General features: G+C 67.7%; 10 protein-coding genes and 3 rRNA genes. 9 read left to right on the forward strand and 4 right to left on the reverse strand.

The genetic code is table 11. The features are described 5' to 3' along the window. The first annotated feature begins 242 nt into the window (after positions 1 to 242). Entirely contained in the window at positions 243 to 3,620 is a 3,378-nt protein-coding gene (locus OG787_RS25675; RefSeq protein WP_405536500.1) for an AfsR/SARP family transcriptional regulator, read from the forward strand. A 16-nt stretch (positions 3,621 to 3,636) separates the two neighbouring features. On the opposite strand, the gene OG787_RS25680 is transcribed toward OG787_RS25675, so the two are convergent. Then, a complete protein-coding gene (locus OG787_RS25680; protein WP_405536501.1) occupies positions 3,637 to 5,601 on the reverse strand; it encodes a sigma-70 family RNA polymerase sigma factor in 1,965 nt (654 codons plus the stop codon). A gap of 187 nt (positions 5,602 to 5,788) precedes the next feature. Beyond that, the gene (locus OG787_RS25685; protein WP_369037735.1) at positions 5,789 to 6,580 is read right to left on the reverse strand and encodes a TetR/AcrR family transcriptional regulator; all 792 of its coding nucleotides are present in this window, start codon (positions 6,578 to 6,580) and stop codon (positions 5,789 to 5,791) included. 380 nt (positions 6,581 to 6,960) lie between these two features. Here OG787_RS25685 and OG787_RS25690 point away from each other — a divergent pair, with 380 nt between their 5' ends. From OG787_RS25690 to OG787_RS25700, 3 genes are all read left to right on the forward strand, one after another. Next, the gene (locus OG787_RS25690) at positions 6,961 to 8,352 is read left to right on the forward strand and encodes an NAD(P)/FAD-dependent oxidoreductase (RefSeq protein WP_405536502.1); all 1,392 of its coding nucleotides are present in this window, start codon (positions 6,961 to 6,963) and stop codon (positions 8,350 to 8,352) included. Positions 8,353 to 8,580: 228 nt separating this feature from the next. Further along, positions 8,581 to 10,260 carry a SpoIIE family protein phosphatase gene (locus OG787_RS25695; RefSeq protein WP_369037736.1) on the forward strand — a complete coding sequence of 560 codons (1,680 nt, stop codon included), beginning with the start codon at positions 8,581 to 8,583 and terminating at the stop codon, positions 10,258 to 10,260. A gap of 62 nt (positions 10,261 to 10,322) precedes the next feature. Further along, positions 10,323 to 11,153, forward strand: coding sequence for a class I SAM-dependent methyltransferase (locus OG787_RS25700; protein ID WP_405536503.1), 831 nt, complete (start codon positions 10,323 to 10,325; stop codon positions 11,151 to 11,153). 31 nt (positions 11,154 to 11,184) lie between these two features. Here OG787_RS25700 and OG787_RS25705 read toward each other — a convergent pair whose 3' ends face one another. After that, positions 11,185 to 12,459: an MFS transporter gene (locus OG787_RS25705; protein ID WP_405540589.1), complete on the reverse strand. Its 1,275-nt coding sequence runs from the start codon at positions 12,457 to 12,459 to the stop codon at positions 11,185 to 11,187. A gap of 147 nt (positions 12,460 to 12,606) precedes the next feature. Here OG787_RS25705 and OG787_RS25710 point away from each other — a divergent pair, with 147 nt between their 5' ends. The 5 genes from OG787_RS25710 (at position 12,607) to OG787_RS25730 (ending at position 19,638) form a co-directional block, all read left to right on the forward strand. Then, complete coding sequence (locus OG787_RS25710; RefSeq protein ID WP_369037739.1) at positions 12,607 to 13,155, forward strand: MarR family winged helix-turn-helix transcriptional regulator; 549 nt, start codon at positions 12,607 to 12,609, stop codon at positions 13,153 to 13,155. A gap of 676 nt (positions 13,156 to 13,831) precedes the next feature. Next, positions 13,832 to 15,358 (forward strand): 16S ribosomal RNA (locus OG787_RS25715). A gap of 305 nt (positions 15,359 to 15,663) precedes the next feature. Beyond that, positions 15,664 to 18,786, forward strand: a 23S ribosomal RNA gene (locus OG787_RS25720). Between the two features lie 89 nt (positions 18,787 to 18,875). Further along, a 5S ribosomal RNA gene (gene rrf / locus OG787_RS25725) occupies positions 18,876 to 18,992 on the forward strand. Together the 16S, 23S and 5S rRNA genes form the textbook arrangement of a ribosomal RNA operon. A gap of 88 nt (positions 18,993 to 19,080) precedes the next feature. After that, complete coding sequence (locus tag OG787_RS25730) at positions 19,081 to 19,638, forward strand: GNAT family N-acetyltransferase (RefSeq protein WP_405536504.1); 558 nt, start codon at positions 19,081 to 19,083, stop codon at positions 19,636 to 19,638. Here the strand turns inward: OG787_RS25730 and OG787_RS25735 are convergent. Continuing rightward, on the reverse strand, positions 19,627 to 21,087 hold the full coding sequence (locus OG787_RS25735) for a type IV secretory system conjugative DNA transfer family protein (protein ID WP_405540590.1): 1,461 nt from the start codon (positions 21,085 to 21,087) through the stop codon (positions 19,627 to 19,629). The genes OG787_RS25730 and OG787_RS25735 overlap by 12 nt on opposite strands. Positions 21,088 to 21,089: the final 2 nt, after the last annotated feature.

The raw sequence follows: 21,089 nt of genomic DNA on the forward strand, positions 1-21,089 counted from the left end.
GTCTGAGGACGAGCGCGTTCAGCGCGACTTTCCCACCCACCCGGCCGCCACCACCCACTCAGCCCGTCCGGCGTTTGAGGACGAGGCCGTTCAGGCCGATTCCCCACCCCCACCCCCACCCCCACCACATCCAGCCTGTCCGGCGTTTGAGGACGAGCGCGTTCAGCGCGACAAAGGGGGTCTGGGGGGCGCAGCCCCCAGGGATGGGAACGGGTAGGGGCGGCGGGGGCGAGAATAGGCCCGTGCGGTACAGAATCCTGGGTGTCACCCAGGCCCAGGACGACCACGGCACCGCCATACCCCTGGGCGGCCCCCGAGTACGAGCCCTCCTCACCGCCCTCGCCCTCCGCCCGGACCACACCACCACCCCCGAAACCCTGATAGACGAGGTCTGGGCGGACACCCCGCCCAAGGACGCCCCCGCCGCCCTCCAGGCCCTCATCGGCCGCCTACGCCGCACCCTCGGCAAAGACACCATCACCTCGGCCCCCGGCGGCTACCGCCTCGCAGCGACCCGGGACGACATAGACCTCCACGTCTTCGAACACCTCGTACGACAGGGCAAGGCGGCCCTGGACCACGCCGACCCCACGACCGCCGCGCGCACCCTCTCCGAGGCCCTCGCCCTGTGGCACGGCCCAGCCCTCGCCGACCTCCCCGACCGCACCGCCGCAACTCGCCCGGAGGCCCTGCGCCGCGAGGCGACACACGCGCGCGTGGAGGCGAACCTGAGACTCGGCCGGGCAGCCGACGCCGTACCGGAGCTGCAAGAACTGACGCAGGCCCACCCGTACGACGAACCCCTGCACGCCCTCCTCATCCGCGCCCTGCGCGACACGGGCCGCAGCGCGGACGCCCTGGCCGCGTACGAGACGGCCCGCCGAACCCTGGCGGACGGCCTCGGCACGGACCCGGGCCCGGAACTACGAACCCTGCACAAGGAGTTGCTGGCCCAATCACCCCAACCATCCCAATCACCCCAACCATCCCAACCACCTCAGTCACCCCAACCACCCCAGTGGGCCGCCTCCACCCCCGCCCAACACCCCCACCGCAACAGCAACATTCGCCCCCGTCTGACATCTTTCGTCGGTCGGGAACCCGAGATCGAGGCCATCCGTTCGGATGTGCACAGGACCCGTCTCGTCACCCTCATCGGACCGGGCGGTTCCGGAAAGACCCGTCTCGCCGAGGAGGCCGCCGCCGGCCTCCCCCAGGCGTGGCTCGTCGAGCTGGCCCCGCTCGACCGGCCGGAGGCGGTCCCAGGCGCGGTGGTCAGCGCGCTCGGTCTGCGCGAGACCGTGCTCATGACCACCGAGCTGACGACCCCGCAGGACGACCCGCTCGCCCTGCTCATCGAGTACTGCGCCCCGCGCAGCCAACTCCTGATCCTTGACAACTGCGAACACGTCATCGACGCGGCGGCCGAACTCGCCGAAACCCTGCTCACCCACTGCCCCGGGCTCACGATCCTCGCCACCAGCCGTGAACCCCTGGGCGTGCCCGGCGAGTCGGTGCGCCCGGTGGAGCCCCTGCTCCCCGACCCGGCCCGCCGCCTCTTCGAGGAGCGCGCCGCCGCAGTACGCCCCGACGCGGACACCGCCCTCCGCGACACGGAGGCGGTCGCGGAGATCTGCCGCCGGCTCGACGGACTGCCCCTGGCCATCGAGCTGGCCGCCGCTCGCCTCCGCCTGCTCACCCCTCGTCAGATCGCCGACCGCCTGGACGACCGCTTCCGCCTCCTCACCTCCGGAAGCCGCACGGTACTGCCCCGCCAGCAGACCCTGCGCGCGGTCGTCGACTGGTCCTGGGACCTGCTCGACGAGCGGGAGCGTACGGTCCTGCGCGAGGTCTCCGTCTTCGCGGGAGGCTGGGACCTCACCGCCGCGGAGGCGGTGTGCGGCGGCCAGGCGGCCGACCTCATGGGCGCCCTCGTGGACAAGTCCCTGATAGTCGCGACCCCGCACGGACCCGATGAACGCGAACCCCATGAACGCGAACCCCATGAAGGCGACGCACCCGGCACCGAGTCCCCCGGCATGCGCTACCGCCTCCTGGAGACCATCCACGAGTACGCCACCGAGCGCGCCGCCGAGGCCCCAGAGCAGCGCGCCGCCGTCGAGCGCCGCCACCGCGCGTGGGTGCGCGCGCTGGTGGAGAAGGCCGAACCACTGCTCCGCTCCGCCGAGCAACTCCCGTGGATCGCCCGCCTGGAGACGGAGCTGGACAACATCCGGGCGGCCCTCGACCGCTCGATCAGGGACGGCGACGAGGAGGAGGCCGCCGCCCTGGCCCTCGCGATGGGCTGGTTCTGGTGGCTGCGCAACTTCCGCCGGGAGGCCATGGAATGGCTGACGCGGATAGTGAGCCTGGGGACTTCCGCAGACGCGGCGGACACCCAGCCCCGACACACAAGCCTCCACACGAACCTTCGAATGAACGTCCGCATGTTCCACATCTTCCTGGCCGTCGACGCGGACCCGATCGCCGCACCCCGAGGCGAGAACTGGCACCAGCGCGTCGCCGAGGTCCGCGCCCACTTCGAGCGCGGCGGCCCGGAAGCGGCCCGCCTGCCGGGTCTCGCCTGGCCGCTCACCATCCTCGCCGACGCCGACGCCGACGGACCCGGTTCCCCGCCCCCCGACGGCACCGGCACACCCCGCCCCAGCCTCCCGGACGTGGCCGCCGCCCTGGACACGGTGATCGCCAACTGCCGTACGTACAGCGGCGACTGGGAGGTCGCCGCGAGCCTGATGTTCCGGACGCACATGGTCGTCGACTCGCCCGGCGGCCTGCTCGGCCGGGGTGTGGACGACGACCTCGCGGAACTGCGCGTGCTCAGCCGCCGGGTCGGCGACCGCTGGCTGCGGGCCCAGGTGTGCAGCGCGGCCGGTGAGGCAGCCATGGCGCGTGGCGTCTTCGAGGAGGCCGCAGGAGAGTACGAGGAGGCGCTGCGGCTCGCCCACGAGGTGGGCGCCCACGCCGAGGCACCGTTTCTGATCGCGCGGCTCGCCGAGATCGCCTACCGCGAGGGCGACCGCGTCAGGGCGCTGGCCGCGCTGGACGAGGCGAGTGCGGCGGCCGACCGTTCCGGGGTGGCGGACTCCCGGGCGTTCGTCCTGCTGCTACGGGCGCAGCTGGCGCTGGACGACCAGGATGTCGCCGGCGCGCGGGCGATGTGCGAGCAGTCCCGCGCGGAGATCGCCCGGGGCACACCGCCGCCGCAGTTCATGGCGGGGCTGAACGCGATGGACGCCCTTGTCATGGCCGAGGAGCACGGTCCGGAGCGGGGAGCGGCGAAACTGACCGCCACCCTGCGCGAGGCCGTGGCGCGGGGCTGCGCCGAGGTGGTCACGGCGGCGATCGTGGACGCCCTGGCGGGACTGCTGGCCCGCCTCGACGACCTGCCGCGCGCGGTCCGCCTGCTGGCCGCCTCCGACAGCTGGCGGGGTGGCCGCCCGCGCCCGATGCCGGAGCGCGCGCGAGCGGAGGAGACGCAGAGCAGGGCCCGCACCGCCCTGGGAGCGGAACGCTACGAGTCCGAACGTACGACCGGATCGGCACTCACCCTGGACGACGTCCTCCACGAACTCGCCCAGCTGGACACGCCGGCCACCTGAGCGCCTGCCACCCCCGTCACCGGCACATGAACCTGGACTCCGCCCAGTCCGCGAGCGCCACCGAGTCGAGCGCCGAGTGGGGCTCCACGACCAGGCGGATCGTCTTGCGCCCGGTGAGGTCGACATGGACGGGCACGGCCGCCTGGCCGCCCTGGATCAGCTCGGACCGCCACATGCGCTCCCCGTCGGCGAACACCGAGAAGCGGACCTGGCCGAGGCCCAGCGTCATGTCGTCGACACCGACCAGGGCGTCGTACGAGGCACAGTCGCGGTTGAGATCGATGGTGACCGAGGACTCCCCGTGGACGGTCACCCCGTGCTCGTACTGCTTGTCCGCGATCGACACCCCCCACCGCTGCCACACCCAACTGCTCTCGCCGAGCCGCATCTCGGGCTTGGTGCCGTCCCCGAAGACGCCGTACTCCAGCTCGTTCCACTGGTAGTCGGCCGGGGCGGGCGGCGGCGGGGGAGCGGGCGGCGGCGGGGTGGGAGTGGGCGTCGGAGTCGGCGTCGGGCTGGGCGTCGGAGTCGGCGTGGATGTGGGCGTGGGACTCGGGGTGGGCGTCGGGGACGGAGTCGGTGTGGGGGTCGGGGTGGGCTTGGGCGCGGCGGCCGGTACCAGGGCCGGCGGCGCCGGATCAGGCGTCGTGGGCGTAGGGCTCGGGCTCGGTGTCGGCGCCGCCGGCTGGGCCACCGGAGCGGACGAGGGCGGCCGGTCCACCGCCTGGTCCTTCTCCTCCGGAACGTTCTTGTTGGCCAGCGCGAACACCACCGCCACCGCGACCCCGACGGCGACCACGCCCGCCGCGATCCCCGCCTTCACCGGCGCGCCCAGCCCCTCCGAGGCCGCCGCGCCACCACCGGCCCCGCCGGACGACGAACCGCTCGCCGCGGCCGCCGCGCCCCCGACACCCACCGCACCCGCTCCGGCGCCCCCGGCGACCAGCGCGGCCACCTTGGCGTACCCGGCGGCGCCGAACCAGCCGATGACCGCGATCGGTACGACGGCGGGGATGCCGCTCGCGACCTCCTTGATCTGGCCCGCGGCCAGCCGGCACTTGGTGCACTCCTCCAGATGCTTGCGCAGCCCCCGTTCGGCACGGGTGCGCAGGCCCCCGCGCGCGTAGGCGCCGAGCCGGTCGGCGTAGCGGGAGCACTCCTCGTCGGTGGCGAGGGTGGCGCTGACATGGGCCTGGAGGTAGGCCTGCTTGAGCCCTTCACGGGCCCGGCTGGCAAGCACGCGCGTGCCGTTGGCGTCCAGCCCGAAGAGGGTGGCGACCTCGCTCGGCGACTCGTCCTCGACCTCGGTGTGCCACAGCACGGCCTGCCACCGCTCGGGCAGCGACCGGAACGCCTGCATGGCCATGGACTGCTCGGCCTCGTGCATCGCGCGGACGTCCGCGCCCAGGTCCAGAGTGTCGTTGTCGGACATCGTGGACAGCTCGGAGCCGCGCGAGGCCTGCGCCGCGAACACCGCGAAGTCGTCGACCAGCTGCTCGCGCTTCGCCGACGTCGTCCAGTTCGCGGCGACCCGGCGGACGCTGGTGAGCAGATAGGCGCGTACGGCGTACTCGGGCCCCGAGCCGCCGCGCACCGCCTGGAGCATGCGGGCGAAGACCTCGGCGGTGAGGTCGTCGGCGGTGTGGCCGTCGCGGCAGCAGGTGCGCGCGTACCGGCGTACGGCGTCGGCGTGACGCCGGTACAGCTCCTCGTAAGCCGTGTCGTCGCCCGAGCGCATCCGCCCGATCAGGTCGGTGTCGGACGGCGGCAGTTCGATGGGCGGCGGCAGCACACTGTCCGCGCGGGGCGGCAGCACGCTGCCCCCGCGCTGCGCCGGGACGCTGTTCTCGGCCGGGTCGTCCAGGTACTCCGGGTATCCGGATGAGGGCCCGCCCTGGCTCGGCACCTGGTGCGAGGTCAGCTCGCCGCCGGTCTCCGGGTCACCGTCACCGAATGACTCGTCCCGCCCGTCAACGCTCATCGCGGAAAGCCCCCGCCGCCTGCACAGCTGCCTGTGCATCGAGTCCCGAACACCGGGCCAGAGTGCCATATTGGCTTTTGTTCAGGACCCCCTGGGACGGACCAACCACTCGTCCGTGGGGACTTCCCGCAATGAGGTACTAGCGTTCACCCGAACGGGAGCCGCTCGGCCGACACATGCCTGGACGTCACAGGGGCCGCGACCGCAACCCCTCCAGCAGGATGTCCAGCAGCCGAGAAGAGGCAGCCGCCTGCTGCGCGGCGTCCGGCAGCGAGGGCGCGGCCGTCGCGATCACCAGCAGTACGTCCGACACCGACACGTCCGGCCGCAGCTCGCCGGCCTCGCGCGCCCGCTCCACGAGCCGGCCCACCACGTCGAGCAGCGCCGCCGCACCGGCGTCGTCCGCCAGAGCGGCAGCCGCGGCGTCCTCGGAGACCAGCCGCAGCTCCCCGGAACCGGAACCCATGTGCTGGGACCGCTGCTGCGGCACCCGAGCCTCGTCGAAGCCGAGGTCACCGGAGTCGGAGCCGGATCCGTCGTCGTCCGCGACGCCCACCCGCAGTATCTGCGGCGGCAGCAGCCGCCCCGCGCCGGAGGCAACCGACGTCCGCAGGAAGCGCGACAGCGCCGACCACGGCTCGTCCTCCTGCCCGAGCGCCGCACGGGCCTGGTCGGTCAGCCGGGAGGTCTCCTCCTCGGCTATCCGCCGGACCAGGACGTCCTTGCTCGGGAAGCGCCGGTACACCGTGCCGACACCCACGCGCGCGCGCCGCGCCACGTCCTCCATCGGCGCGCCGTATCCCAGCTCGCCGAAGACCTCACGTGCCGCGCGCAGCACGTGCTCCAGATTGCGCTGTGCGTCCACGCGCAGCGGCGCCGAACGCGATCCCTCACCGCGTCCGTTGCCTCCCGCCGCGCTGATCGGTCCGCCTGGTGCGATGGCGGACGCGCTTGTCCAACGAGAATCCTGAATGTGCATAACGTTCCCCCGGTAATGACGTCTCCCCCCGGAGACTCCCCGCCATTGGCAGCCGGAGCGTGCGGAACAAGCACTGAACCACGGGCCCACCCGTCGCGGAACGGACCCGAAAGAGCGCATCCCCCTACACCCCGTCGACCTACGAACATAGTTGAGCGAGGGTCAATTCAGAAGGGGCACGTTCCGCACGGGGTGGCGCCCGATCGGAGTACGGGTCGGATACGTCCCGGTTGCGCCCCTTCCTGTCACCCGGCTCACACCCGCTGACCTGCACTCCTGCCCCGCACGCCGGCGATTCGGGCAAGGTTGCGATCGACCTCTCGCCGGTCACACAAATTGTCGGGCCTGTGGACAAACGCCAGCGCTGGGTGCGTCATGGGATGGTGAAGGAACGCGCGCGCATTCTCGTTGTCGGCGGTGGCTACGTCGGGATGTACACGGCCCTGCGCCTCCAGCGGAAGCTCCAGCAGGAGCTGAAACGGGGCCAGGTCGACATCACCGTCGTGACTCCAGCCCCGTACATGACCTATCAGCCGTTCCTCCCCGAGGCGGCCGCGGGCAACATCTCGCCACGCCATGTCGTCGTACCACTCCGCCGGGTGCTCGACCGGTGCCGGATCATCGTCGGCGAGGTCACCGCGATCGACCACGCCAAACGCACCGCGACCGTGACCACCCTCGCCACCACGGAAGAGGGAACGGGCGCCGAGCAACTGACGTACGACGAACTCGTCCTCGCGCCCGGCTCGGTCTCCCGCACCCTGCCGATCCCCGGCCTCGCCGAACACGCCATCGGCTTCAAGACGGTCGAGGAGGCCATCGGCCTGCGCAACCACGTCATCGAACAGATGGACATCGCCTCCTCCACCCGCGACCCCGCGGTCCGCGACGCGGCCCTGACCTTCGTCTTCGTCGGCGGCGGCTACGCCGGCGTCGAGGCGCTCGCCGAGCTGGAGGACATGGCCCGCTACGCCGCCCGCTACTACCACAACGTCCAGCCCGAGGACATGAAGTGGATCCTCGTCGAGGCATCGGGCCGCATCCTGCCCGAGGTCGGCGAGGAGATGGGCAAGTACACCGTCACCCAGCTGCGCCGGCGCAACATCGACGTACGCCTGGAGACCCGCCTCGACTCCTGCGCGGACCGGATCGCCGTCCTCAGCGACGGCGCCCGCTTCCCCACCCGTACGGTCGTGTGGACCGCCGGCGTCAAACCCCACCCGCTCCTCGCCGCCACCGACCTCCCCCTGAACGAGCGCGGACGCCTGAAGTGCACCGCCGAGCTGAGCATCGAGGGCACCACGCACGCGTGGGCCGCGGGAGACGCGGCAGCCGTCCCCGACGTCACCGCCACGGAACCCGGCAAGGAGACGGCCCCCAACGCCCAGCACGCGGTACGCCAGGCCAAGGTCCTCGGCGACAACATCGCCCACTCCCTGCGGGGCGAACCGCTCGAAACGTACTCCCACAAGTACGTCGGTTCAGTAGCCTCCCTGGGACTCCACAAGGGCGTGGCACACGTCTACGGGCGCAAGCTGAAGGGCTACCCTGCCTGGTTCATGCACCGCGTCTACCACCTGAGCAGGGTCCCCACCTTCAACCGCAAGGCCCGGGTGCTCGCCGAATGGACCCTGTCGGGGCTCTTCAAGAGGGAGATCGTCTCCCTCGGTTCGCTCGAACATCCCCGCGCGGAGTTCGAACTCGCGGCCGGTGGGAAGTCTTCTCAGAACCCGAACCAGAACCCGAATCAGGACCCGAAGGGGTCGTCCTGACCGGATCCAGGAACTCCACGGACCCGGCCGGCGTCTGAAGGATGTCGGCCCGGGCCGGCCCCACTGCCAGACTGGCTCCACACCTCGCCGCACATCCCGTCCCGCCCCCTCTCCACCCTCCTTCTCTCCACGAGGCTTTCCGTAAGTGCTGTATCTCCCGGGGGACGCCCCCCGTACCTCCGGCCGACCCGCTGCCGGCCTGTGCCGACAAACCCGAGGCAAGGATTCGTGAACTTCACGCGCTGGAGCGCCCGCCTTCCCGGAACGCAGCGCCGCGCCGCAGCGCGGACCGATCACACGATCACTCCGGACCGGCTGCCGGACCGGCTCGGCGAGGGCTCCGGCCCCGGCTCCGTCCCCGCCGCCCGTGCCGAGCAGCTCACCGACGAGGCGCCCTGCCTCCCCGCCGTCGACGACCTCCCCACGCGCGAGGTCCTCGACCGCATCCCGGCCCTGGTGGCCCTGGTCCACGGCCCCGACCACCGCATCGCGTACGTCAACGACGCCTATGCGGCGGCCTTCGGCGTACGCCCCGAGGGCGCCCCCGCGCGCGAGGCGGCCCCCGAACTCGACGAACTGGGCCTGCTGCCCCTCCTGGACCAGGTCCTGCGCAGCTCCAAGCCCCGCACGGTCAAGTCCCGCAAGGCCCACAGCGGACGCTCGTACACGATCACATGCACCCCGGTCGACGTGACGGCCACTCCCGAAGGGAGTGGCGGTGTCCTCATCTTCGCCGCCGACGTCACCGACCACGCCGAGGCCGCCGAACGCCTGCGCGCCAGCGAACGCAGCCAGCGCCAGACCGCGGTCACCCTCCAGCGCTCCCTCCTCCCCCAGGAACTGGAGGAACCGGACGACCTCCGCGTCGCCGCCGTCTACCAGCCCGGCGGCACGGAGGCGGCGGTGGGCGGCGACTGGTACGACGTCATCACCCTCGGCGGCGGCCGCACGGCCCTCGTCATCGGCGACGTCATGGGCCGAGGCGTCCGCGCGGCGGCGATCATGGGCCAGCTCCGTACGGCGGTCCGCGCGTACGCCCGCCTCGACCTCCCCCCGCACGAGGTCCTCCAGCTCCTCGACGGCCTCGCCACGGAGATCGACGCCAACCAGATCGCCACCTGCGCGTACGCCGTCCACGACCCGAACGAGGGCAAGCTGGTGTACGCCTCCGCGGGCCACCTGCCGATCCTGGTCCGTGACGAGAGCGGCGCCGTCCAGCGCGCCGACGAGCCCACGGGCCCGCCGCTGGGCACCGGCGGCTGGATGCACGCCTCGGGCTCGATCCCCCTCACTCCCGGTTCCACGGCGGTGCTCTACACCGACGGCCTGGTGGAACGCCGTAACGAGGACCTGGACGAGGGCATCGCCGCCCTGGAGCGGGCCCTGTCGGGCGCCACGGGCAGCCCCCAGGTCGTCTGCGACCGCCTGGTCCGCTCGGCGGGCGTCACCGCCGACCACGACGACGACGTGGCCGTCCTGGTCCTCCAGCACCCCGCCCGCACCGGCCCCGACAGCGACCTGTTCCGCAACGCGGCCCTGGAACTCCTCGGCGGCATCGAAGCGGCCCCACGCGCGCGTGCGTTCGCCTCCGGCGTCCTGACGAGCTGGCGCTTCCCCACCGAACTGCACGACGTGGGCGTCCTCGCGGCCAGCGAACTGGTCGCGAACTCCCTCCAGCACGGCACACCCCCGATGCGCCTGCGCCTGCGCCGCACCGACCGCCGCCTCATCGTCGAGGTCACGGACGGCGACGACCACCTCCCCCTGCGCCGCACGGCGGAACCCGGCGACGAATCGGGCCGGGGCATCGCCATCGTCGCGACCATCGCCACGAGCTGGGGCTCACGCCGGACACCGGGGGGCGGAAAGGCGGTGTGGTGCGAGTTCGTGCTGCCGGGGAGCAAGTAGGCCGTAGAGAGGGCCCGCGCGTCCCCTAGGCGAACCCACGACCACCTGCTAGTAGCTCCTGCATGGCAGATCCCAAAGGTTTCCCCCTCAAAGACAACGCCACACACGACGCCACGGAGCACTACGAGCGCTACAGCGCCCCCCTGATGGCGCCCTTCGTCACCGCGGTCGTCGAGGCCGCCGACCTCTTCCCGGGCGCCCAGGTCCTCGACCTGGCCTGCGGCACGGGCTTCGTCGCCCGCGCGGCCGCCGCCCAGGTCGGCCCCACGGGCCACGTGGCCGCCGCCGACCTCCTGGAGGGCATGCTCAGGACCGCCGCCCGCCACGCGCCCCGGATGTACCCGGACATCGAGTTCACCCTGGCCCCGGCCGACAAACTCCCGTACCCGGACGACTCGTTCGACGCGGTCCTCTGCCAACAGGGCATGCAGTTCTTCCCCGACCTGGAGGCCGCACTCACCGAGGCGGCCCGCGTCACCCGCCCGGGCGGCCGATTCACGGCCACCGCCTGGACCCCGCCCGCGGACCGCTCCCCGTACTTCGCGGCCCAGCTCAGGGCGGTCACCGAACACGGCACCAAGGAAGCGGAGGCACGTTTCGCCACCTCGCTCTCCTGCCCCGCCGACCGCGTCACCGCCGCCCTGACCAAGGCCGGCTTCCACGACATCACGACCCGCGAAGTCACCTTCACGATCGCCTTCCCCGACCTCGCGGACTTCGCCGCGGGCCACCTCGCGGCCGTCCCCTGGGGCCAGTCGATCGAGGAGACGGGCGGCGCGGCAGCCTTCACCGAGGCAGCGGAAACGATCCGCAGAACCCTGACCGCCCACACGGCCCCCGACGGCTCGGCAACGCTCCCTTTCACCGCGACCCTGACCACAGCAACCCGCTGAACCGGAGGAGGCCCGAGGCCAGTGCCTACTACTACGTAGTAGGCACACCGGCCCCCACCGGAGCCCCGCCCTGCGCGACCACCCGACTCCGCCGCGCCAGAGACGGCTGATTCTGTACGGGGGTCAGCAGCCGCCCCAGCCGTACGGCGAGGATGCTGATCCCCAGCGAGAACAGCAGGAACATCACGATGTACGGCGCATGCAGCGAGGCCCCGAGCGGCCCGCCCACCGCCGGACCGACAGCCAGCGCGAGCTGCTTCACCAGGGCGAACGCCGAGTTGTACTGCCCGGCAAGCCCGGCCGGCGCCAGATCGGCCACCAGAGGCGCGACGGTCGGCGACAGCATCGCCTCCCCGAGCCCGAACAGCGCGTACGTCGACACGAACGCCGCGGTCGCCATGGCCTGGCTGCCGTGCCCGAGCCCCGCATACCCGGCCACACCCCACGCGACGGCCCAGAGAATCCCCACGGCCGCGATCACCCGGGACCGCTTCTGCCGCTCGACAAACTTGAGCACCGCGAACTGCGCGACCACGATCACCGCGGTGTTCGCCGCCAGCGCCGACCCGAGCGTGGACGTCGAGATCCCGGCCGCCTCGACCCCGTACGCACTCAGCCCCGACTCGAACTGCCCGTAACAAGCGAAGAAAAGAACAAACCCCAGCACACACAGCTGCACCATCGCCCGGTTCCCGAGCAGCTGCTTCCAGCTGCCCTTGGCCTGAGCCGGGGCACCGTCGATCCGCGCCGAACGAGGCATCCGTACGGTCGCCATGATCACGGCGAGCAGCAGGAACATCGCCGCCTCGATCGAGAACAGCAGGGTGAACGACCCGGCCCGCGTCGTGTCCACGAGGTGTCCGCCGATGAGCCCACCGACGCCGAGCCCGAGGTTCTGCAGAAAGAACTGCGTCGCGAAGGCCCGCGACCGCGTCTCCGCCGACGAGAAGTCCACGATCATCGTCGCGAGCGCCGGCTGCATCACGGCCTGCCCGGCCCCCAGCGCCACCGCGGCGAGGAGTACGGCGGTCGCGTTGGCGGCGAGCCCGAGGCTCAGCGCGCCGACGGCGGCGGTGACCAGGGCGACGAGCAGCACCGGCAGCGGGCCGCGCCGGACGATGGCCCGCCCGGCGAACGGCAGCACGACCAGCGCGGCCACGGCAAAGACGGCGAGTACGAGACCCGCCGTCATGGCTCCCAGTCCCCGCACCTGCGCCACATAGACGTACAGATAGGGGACGGTGAAGCCGAGCCCGAACGCGCTGAGTGCGTTGCCCACATGGATCCGGCGCATCGCTGCGCCCATCGCCCTGGTCACTTTCACCTGCCTTGATCGTGAAGTCGTACGCCTACCGAAGGGGTTAGGTGTGAAGACTTCGAAGCTAAAGTTAAGAATTGAACAGTACACCTCGAAGGACTTCAACACCAAGCGCGTACATGGGACACTGCTCCCATGGGTGACACCCCCGCCGTCGGCGAGCCGACGCTCGATGAGCAGATCGCCGCCTACCAGCGCGAGTTCAGGGACCTGGACCCCCAGGTCGAGAAGATCGTCTCGGCCCTGGGCCGGCTGAACCGGCGTATGAACGTGGCGTACGGCCGCCAGACCGCGACCCTCGGCATCAGCAACGCCGAGTGGGAGGTGCTCAAGGCGCTGGTACTGGCCGGTGCCCCGTACCGCCTGGGCCCGAGCGATCTGGCGAAGCGGCTGGGCCTGACACCGGCCGCGATGACCCACCGGATCGACCGGATGGTGACGGAGGGGCTGGTCACCAGGGAGCGCGACGAGTCCAACCGGGTCCGCGTGATCGTGGAGCTGACGGACGAGGGCCGGGAGAAGTGGCTGGAGGCGATGCGCATGGCCACGGTCTTCGAGGAGGACCTCCTCCAGGACCTCTCCCAGGACGAGCGCACGAGGCTCGGCGACGTCCTGACCCGTCTCCTGCGCCGCGTGGAGCACGCCCAGCCGGACGCCGGCGGACGACTCAGCGACCTCGACTAAAGATCTTGACAGGGGCGGGCAGGGGATGACATGGGGGCGCTTGACATCCCCCTCCCCGATCCGTAAAGTTCTCCGGGTTGCCACGGGGCCGTAACGGTTCTGCGGCAGCACCTCCGCCGCAACAGCGGCAACCCAAACCATCAGCATGGTCTCCCAGCCGGGATGATTTCGGCGTGCCCGAATTCAATTCGAATGGGGCTCGATGGAGTTCGATCAGCTCGACGGCCCGATTGGGAATCGCCGAGAGGATCCGCTAGGGTTTGAGACGTCGGAACGGCCCAACGGCCGGGAAGACAAGCCCCACTGACTGGGAATCAGGCCCGAAAGGATCTGATAGAGTCGGAACCGCCGGAAAGGGAAACGCGAAAGCGAAAACCTGGAAAGCACCGAGGAAATCGGATCCGGAAACGGTCTGATAGAGTCGGAAACGCAAGACCGAAGGGAAACTGCCCGGAGGAAAGCCCGAGAGGGTGAGTACGAAGGAAGCGTCCGTTCCTTGAGAACTCAACAGCGTGCCAAAAATCAACGCCAGATATGTTGATACCCCGTCCATCACATTCGTGGTGGTCGAGGTTCCTTTGAAGTAACACAACACAGCGAGGACGCTGTGAACGGTCGGGCTTATTCCGCCTGACTGTTCCGCTCTCGTGTGTGTGGTCCCGATTACGGGAAAACATTCACGGAGAGTTTGATCCTGGCTCAGGACGAACGCTGGCGGCGTGCTTAACACATGCAAGTCGAACGATGAACCACTTCGGCGGGGATTAGTGGCGAACGGGTGAGTAACACGTGGGCAATCTGCCCTGCACTCTGGGACAAGCCCTGGAAACGGGGTCTAATACCGGATGATACTTCTGCTCGCATGGGTGGGGGTTGAAAGCTCCGGCGGTGCAGGATGAGCCCGCGGCCTATCAGCTTGTTGGTGAGGTAGTGGCTCACCAAGGCGACGACGGGTAGCCGGCCTGAGAGGGCGACCGGCCACACTGGGACTGAGACACGGCCCAGACTCCTACGGGAGGCAGCAGTGGGGAATATTGCACAATGGGCGCAAGCCTGATGCAGCGACGCCGCGTGAGGGATGACGGCCTTCGGGTTGTAAACCTCTTTCAGCAGGGAAGAAGCGCAAGTGACGGTACCTGCAGAAGAAGCGCCGGCTAACTACGTGCCAGCAGCCGCGGTAATACGTAGGGCGCAAGCGTTGTCCGGAATTATTGGGCGTAAAGAGCTCGTAGGCGGTCTGTCGCGTCGGATGTGAAAGCCCGGGGCTTAACCCCGGGTCTGCATTCGATACGGGCAGACTAGAGTGTGGTAGGGGAGATCGGAATTCCTGGTGTAGCGGTGAAATGCGCAGATATCAGGAGGAACACCGGTGGCGAAGGCGGATCTCTGGGCCATTACTGACGCTGAGGAGCGAAAGCGTGGGGAGCGAACAGGATTAGATACCCTGGTAGTCCACGCCGTAAACGGTGGGAACTAGGTGTTGGCGACATTCCACGTCGTCGGTGCCGCAGCTAACGCATTAAGTTCCCCGCCTGGGGAGTACGGCCGCAAGGCTAAAACTCAAAGGAATTGACGGGGGCCCGCACAAGCAGCGGAGCATGTGGCTTAATTCGACGCAACGCGAAGAACCTTACCAAGGCTTGACATACACCGGAAACGGCCAGAGATGGTCGCCCCCTTGTGGTCGGTGTACAGGTGGTGCATGGCTGTCGTCAGCTCGTGTCGTGAGATGTTGGGTTAAGTCCCGCAACGAGCGCAACCCTTGTTCTGTGTTGCCAGCAACCTCTTCGGAGGGTTGGGGACTCACAGGAGACTGCCGGGGTCAACTCGGAGGAAGGTGGGGACGACGTCAAGTCATCATGCCCCTTATGTCTTGGGCTGCACACGTGCTACAATGGCCGGTACAATGAGCTGCGATGCCGTGAGGCGGAGCGAATCTCAAAAAGCCGGTCTCAGTTCGGATTGGGGTCTGCAACTCGACCCCATGAAGTCGGAGTTGCTAGTAATCGCAGATCAGCATTGCTGCGGTGAATACGTTCCCGGGCCTTGTACACACCGCCCGTCACGTCACGAAAGTCGGTAACACCCGAAGCCGGTGGCCCAACCCCTTACGGGGAGGGAGCTGTCGAAGGTGGGACTGGCGATTGGGACGAAGTCGTAACAAGGTAGCCGTACCGGAAGGTGCGGCTGGATCACCTCCTTTCTAAGGAGCATCTAGGCCGCCAGGTTTCACCTGGTGGTCCAGGGCCATTACGTCGGCACACGTTCGACGGTGGTTGCTCATGGGTGGAACGTTGATTATTCGGCACACTTGATCGTCTTCTCCTTCCAGTACTGTCCTTCGGGGCGTGGAACGAATGAGGGAAGCGGCGAGTGGGCCGGGCACGCTGTTGGGTGTCTGAGGGAATGAACCCCCTCGACGCCGACCCCGGTGCAGCATCACGTAAGTGGTGTGTGACGGGTGGTTGGTCGTTGTTTGAGAACTGCACAGTGGACGCGAGCATCTGTGGCCAAGTTTTTAAGGGCGCACGGTGGATGCCTTGGCACCAGGAACCGATGAAGGACGTGGGAGGCCACGATAGTCCCCGGGGAGTCGTCAACCAGGCTTTGATCCGGGGGTTTCCGAATGGGGAAACCCGGCAGTCGTCATGGGCTGTCACCCACATCTGAACACATAGGGTGTGTGGAGGGAACGCGGGGAAGTGAAACATCTCAGTACCCGCAGGAAGAGAAAACAACCGTGATTCCGGGAGTAGTGGCGAGCGAAACCGGATGAGGCCAAACCGTTTACGTGTGAGACCCGGCAGGGGTTGCGTATGCGGGGTTGTGGGATCTCTCTTTCACAGTCTGCCGGCTGTGAGACGAGTCAGAAACCGTTGATGTAGGCGAAGGACATGCGAAAGGTCCGGCGTAGAGGGTAAGACCCCCGTAGTCGAAACATTGACGGCTCGTTTGAGAGACACCCAAGTAGCACGGGGCCCGAGAAATCCCGTGTGAATCTGGCGGGACCACCCGTTAAGCCTAAATATTCCCTGGTGACCGATAGCGGATAGTACCGTGAGGGAATGGTGAAAAGTACCGCGGGAGCGGAGTGAAATAGTACCTGAAACCGTGTGCCTACAAGCCGTGGGAGCGTCGGACATCAAGCTTGCTTGGTGTCTCGTGACTGCGTGCCTTTTGAAGAATGAGCCTGCGAGTTTGCGGTGTGTTGCGAGGTTAACCCGTGTGGGGAAGCCGTAGCGAAAGCGAGTCCGAATAGGGCGTTTTAGTAGCGCGCTCAAGACCCGAAGCGGAGTGATCTAGCCATGGGCAGGTTGAAGCGGAGGTAAGACTTCGTGGAGGACCGAACCCACCAGGGTTGAAAACCTGGGGGATGACCTGTGGTTAGGGGTGAAAGGCCAATCAAACTCCGTGATAGCTGGTTCTCCCCGAAATGCATTTAGGTGCAGCGTCGTGTGTTTCTTGCCGGAGGTAGAGCACTGGATAGGCGATGGGCCCTACCGGGTTACTGACCTTAGCCAAACTCCGAATGCCGGTAAGTGAGAGCGCGGCAGTGAGACTGTGGGGGATAAGCTCCATGGTCGAGAGGGAAACAGCCCAGAGCATCGACTAAGGCCCCTAAGCGTACGCTAAGTGGGAAAGGATGTGGAGTCGCAGAGACAACCAGGAGGTTGGCTTAGAAGCAGCCACCCTTGAAAGAGTGCGTAATAGCTCACTGGTCTAGTGATTCCGCGCCGACAATGTAGCGGGGCTCAAGCGTACCGCCGAAGTCGTGTCATTCATACAACAGCCCCAACGGGTGTGTGGATGGGTAGGGGAGCGTCGTATGCCGGGTGAAGCGGCGGCGGAAGCCAGTCGTGGACGGTTTACGAGTGAGAATGCAGGCATGAGTAGCGATACACACGTGGGAAACGTGTGCGCCGATTGACTAAGGGTTCCTGGGTCAAGCTGATCTGCCCAGGGTAAGTCGGGACCTAAGGCGAGGCCGACAGGCGTAGTCGATGGATAACCGGTTGATATTCCGGTACCCGCTGTGAAGCGTCAAACATCGAACCAGGCGATGCTAAGTCCGTGAAGCCGTTCCGGACCCTTCGGGGAATGGAAAGTGGTGGAGCCGGCGAACCAGATCTGTAGTAGGTGAGTGATGGGGTGACGCAGGAAGGTAGTCCATCCCGGGCGGTGGTTGTCCCGGGGTAAGGGTGTAGGCCGTGCGATAGGCAAATCCGTCGCACATTAAGACTGAGACCTGATGCCGAGCCGATTGTGGTGAAGTGGATGATCCTATGCTGTCGAGAAAAGCCTCTAGCGAGTTTCATGGCGGCCCGTACCCTAAACCGACTCAGGTGGTCAGGTAGAGAATACCGAGGCGTTCGGGTGAACTATGGTTAAGGAACTCGGCAAAATGCCCCCGTAACTTCGGGAGAAGGGGGGCCATCACCGGTGATCCGTTTTACACGGTGAGCTGGGGGTGGCCGCAGAGACCAGCGAGAAGCGACTGTTTACTAAAAACACAGGTCCGTGCGAAGCCGTAAGGCGATGTATACGGACTGACGCCTGCCCGGTGCTGGAACGTTAAGGGGACCGGTTAGTCACTCTTCGGGGTGGCGAAGCTGAGAACTTAAGCGCCAGTAAACGGCGGTGGTAACTATAACCATCCTAAGGTAGCGAAATTCCTTGTCGGGTAAGTTCCGACCTGCACGAATGGCGTAACGACTTCTCGACTGTCTCAACCATAGGCCCGGTGAAATTGCACTACGAGTAAAGATGCTCGTTTCGCGCAGCAGGACGGAAAGACCCCGGGACCTTTACTACAGTTTGATATTGGTGTTCGGTTCGGCTTGTGTAGGATAGCTGGGAGACTTTGATCATCGGACGCCAGTTCGGTGGGAGTCGTCGTTGAAATACCAGTCTGGTCGTGCTGGATGTCTAACCTGGGTCCGTGATCCGGATCAGGGACAGTGTCTGATGGGTAGTTTAACTGGGGCGGTTGCCTCCTAAAGAGTAACGGAGGCGCCCAAAGGTTCCCTCAGCCTGGTTGGCAATCAGGTGTTGAGTGTAAGTGCACAAGGGAGCTTGACTGTGAGACCGACGGGTCGAGCAGGGACGAAAGTCGGGACTAGTGATCCGGCGGTGGCTTGTGGAAGCGCCGTCGCTCAACGGATAAAAGGTACCCCGGGGATAACAGGCTGATCTTCCCCAAGAGTCCATATCGACGGGATGGTTTGGCACCTCGATGTCGGCTCGTCGCATCCTGGGGCTGGAGTCGGTCCCAAGGGTTGGGCTGTTCGCCCATTAAAGCGGTACGCGAGCTGGGTTTAGAACGTCGTGAGACAGTTCGGTCCCTATCCGCTGCGCGCGCAGGAACATTGTGAAGGGCTGTCCCTAGTACGAGAGGACCGGGACGGACGAACCTCTGGTGTGCCAGTTGTTCTGCCAAGGGCATGGCTGGTTGGCTACGTTCGGGAGGGATAACCGCTGAAAGCATCTAAGCGGGAAGCCTGCTTCGAGATGAGTGTTCCCACCCACTAGATGGGTTAAGGCTCCCAGTAGACGACTGGGTTGATAGGCCAGATCTGGAAGCCCGGTAACGGGTGGAGGTGACTGGTACTAATAGGCCGAGGGCTTGTCCTCAGTTGCTCGCGTCCACTGTGTTGGTTCTGAAACCACGAACAACCCCGCCCAGGGCCACTGGGTGGTGCGGTTGATGTGTTTCACCGTGTTTCGGTGGTCATAGCGTGAGGGAAACGCCCGGTTACATTCCGAACCCGGAAGCTAAGCCTTACAGCGCCGATGGTACTGCAGGGGGGACCCTGTGGGAGAGTAGGACACCGCCGAACAAATATTGAGAAAAGCCCCGTACCGGGGATACCGGTACGGGGCTTTTTTTGTTTTCCGGAATGCTGTCGGGGGACTACCGTGATCCCCATGAGCAGCTTTGTGATTCGCTCCGTGCGGGCAGATGAGTGGCGTGCCGCCAAAGAGCTTCGGCTGGCTGCCTTGCAGGATCCCGTCGCGCATCTCGCCTTCCTGGAGACGTACGAGGAGGTCGTGGGCCGGCCAGACGCCTTCTGGCAGGAGCGGGTTCAGCGCGGGGCCGAGGGGCAGACCGGTGCTCAGCAGATCATTGCCGAGGGTCCCGACGGGGAGTGGGTCGGGGGACTTGTCGTGCTTGTCGAGGAGCCCGGGGCTGTCGACTGGGCCGGGCTCGTCGTCGAGGAGAAGCAGGGGCACATCGTCGGGGTGTTCATGCTGCCCGAGCACCGGGGGTGCGGGCTGACCGATGTGCTCTTCGACGCGGCCCTGGAGTGGGCCTGGGAGGCCGCCGACGTCGAGCGGGTGCGGTTGATCGTCCATCAGGACAACGCGCGGGCACAGCGGTTCTATCGGCGCGTGGGATTCGTACCCAGTGGCGTCACCGTGCCCCTGAGCGGCTCTGACGACTCCGAGCTCGAGTTCGTGCTGGAGCGTGAGCTACACCCGTAGGTCGTGGTGGGGCCATCTTGCTCGGAGTTGTTCTCTTGAGCGGAGCAGGGCCAGGGTCGGCATGCCGCGGTCCGCTCCGGTGGTGAGCAGTTCCGGGAGCTGGGGCAGGGGAGCGACCGCCGCGACATCGTCCAGGACGAGTGTCATTGGTGGGTCGAGGCGACCGGAGGATGACCGTTCGGCCATGCGCCGGCCGCGCTCGACCACGCTTGCGGCCAGTGCCGTCAGGAGGGGCATCGCGCCCGGGTTCGTCCTGGGGTCCTCGATCGGTTCACCGACCACATAAAGCGTGCCCCCTTCGGCGATGAAGGAATCCAGCGAGAGGGCGTCACTTCGGTTGGCCGTGCACGCCTCGCGGATGTTCACCGTCGAGAGTGCGGCGAGGGCTCGGCTCGTCAACTCCTGTGCGATGTCCCGGCGTTCGGGGTGCGCGGTGAGGGCGGCTTCGAGTTCGCCGGCGGCGCCGGGGGCGGCCTTGGGGTTGGTGCGGAGGATGCGTACGGCTTCCTGGACGTTGGTGCCCTGCGCCCAGCGGTGTACGTGGCGGATCGTGCGGGCGTCTATGGCGGCGGCGTGCAGGTAGCTGCGGAGGAGTGTTTCCGCGGTCTCCGCTGTTGTCTGGTCGATCTTTGCCGTGGGGCGGACCGGTGCGAGGAGCGCGGTTGCTCTTGCGGCTGCCGTGGGTCTGTCCTCGCAGCCGGTGGTGGGGGGCCAGTGGAGGCGGGCCGGGGTGTCGCAGAGGTGGGTGGGGTCGTAGAGGAGGGTGGGGCCGAGTTTGGCTCGGGCGTCCTTCGTCTCCTGCCAGAGGGCGGGGTTGGAGGTGAGGACGACGGCGGGGCCCTCCGCGTCCTGGACGGCTCGGGTCGCGGGGGCGGTGCGGGTGTCCTGGGTGCCGTAGAAGACGGTTTCCCGTACGCCCACCCGTTCAACGTCCGGTGCCACGGCAGGCGTTGGGGGTGTCTCGGTCGGCGGAGTTTCTTCGGGGGCCTTCTCCGCCTCGTCTTCTGCCTTCTTCTCCATCTCGACCGGCGGTTCCGTGCGCTGCACCGGTACCTCGTGCTGAGTCGGCGCCGGCGTCGGAGCCGCCTTCCGTGCCGCCCGTACCGCCTTCCAGCGGGCCAGTGTGCCCAGTACGAAGATCGTCAGGACGAACAGGACCATCAGCTGGCCGATGAAGAGGCCCCAGAACAGGCCCCATCCCGAGAGCTGGTCCGCCGGGGTCTCCGGCCAGGCGCCCGGGACGTCACGTGGGTCCGTGATCAGGTGGCGTAGTGCCGCCGGGGTGCGGGTGAAGGTGACGCCCTCTGGCCAGGCGGCGTGGGAGAGCAGGCCCGCCAGGCCTGTTGCCGTCCACACCAGGACCGTCAGGCCCAGCAGGAAGGCGATCAGGCCGACCAACAGGCCGTCGGAGACGCCGCGTTCGGCCTGTTGGCGTTCGTCCGGTCTCATCG

Origin of the sequence: Streptomyces sp. NBC_00075, assembly GCF_045041225.1 — a bacterium.
Classification (GTDB): domain Bacteria; phylum Actinomycetota; class Actinomycetes; order Streptomycetales; family Streptomycetaceae; genus Streptomyces; species Streptomyces adonidis.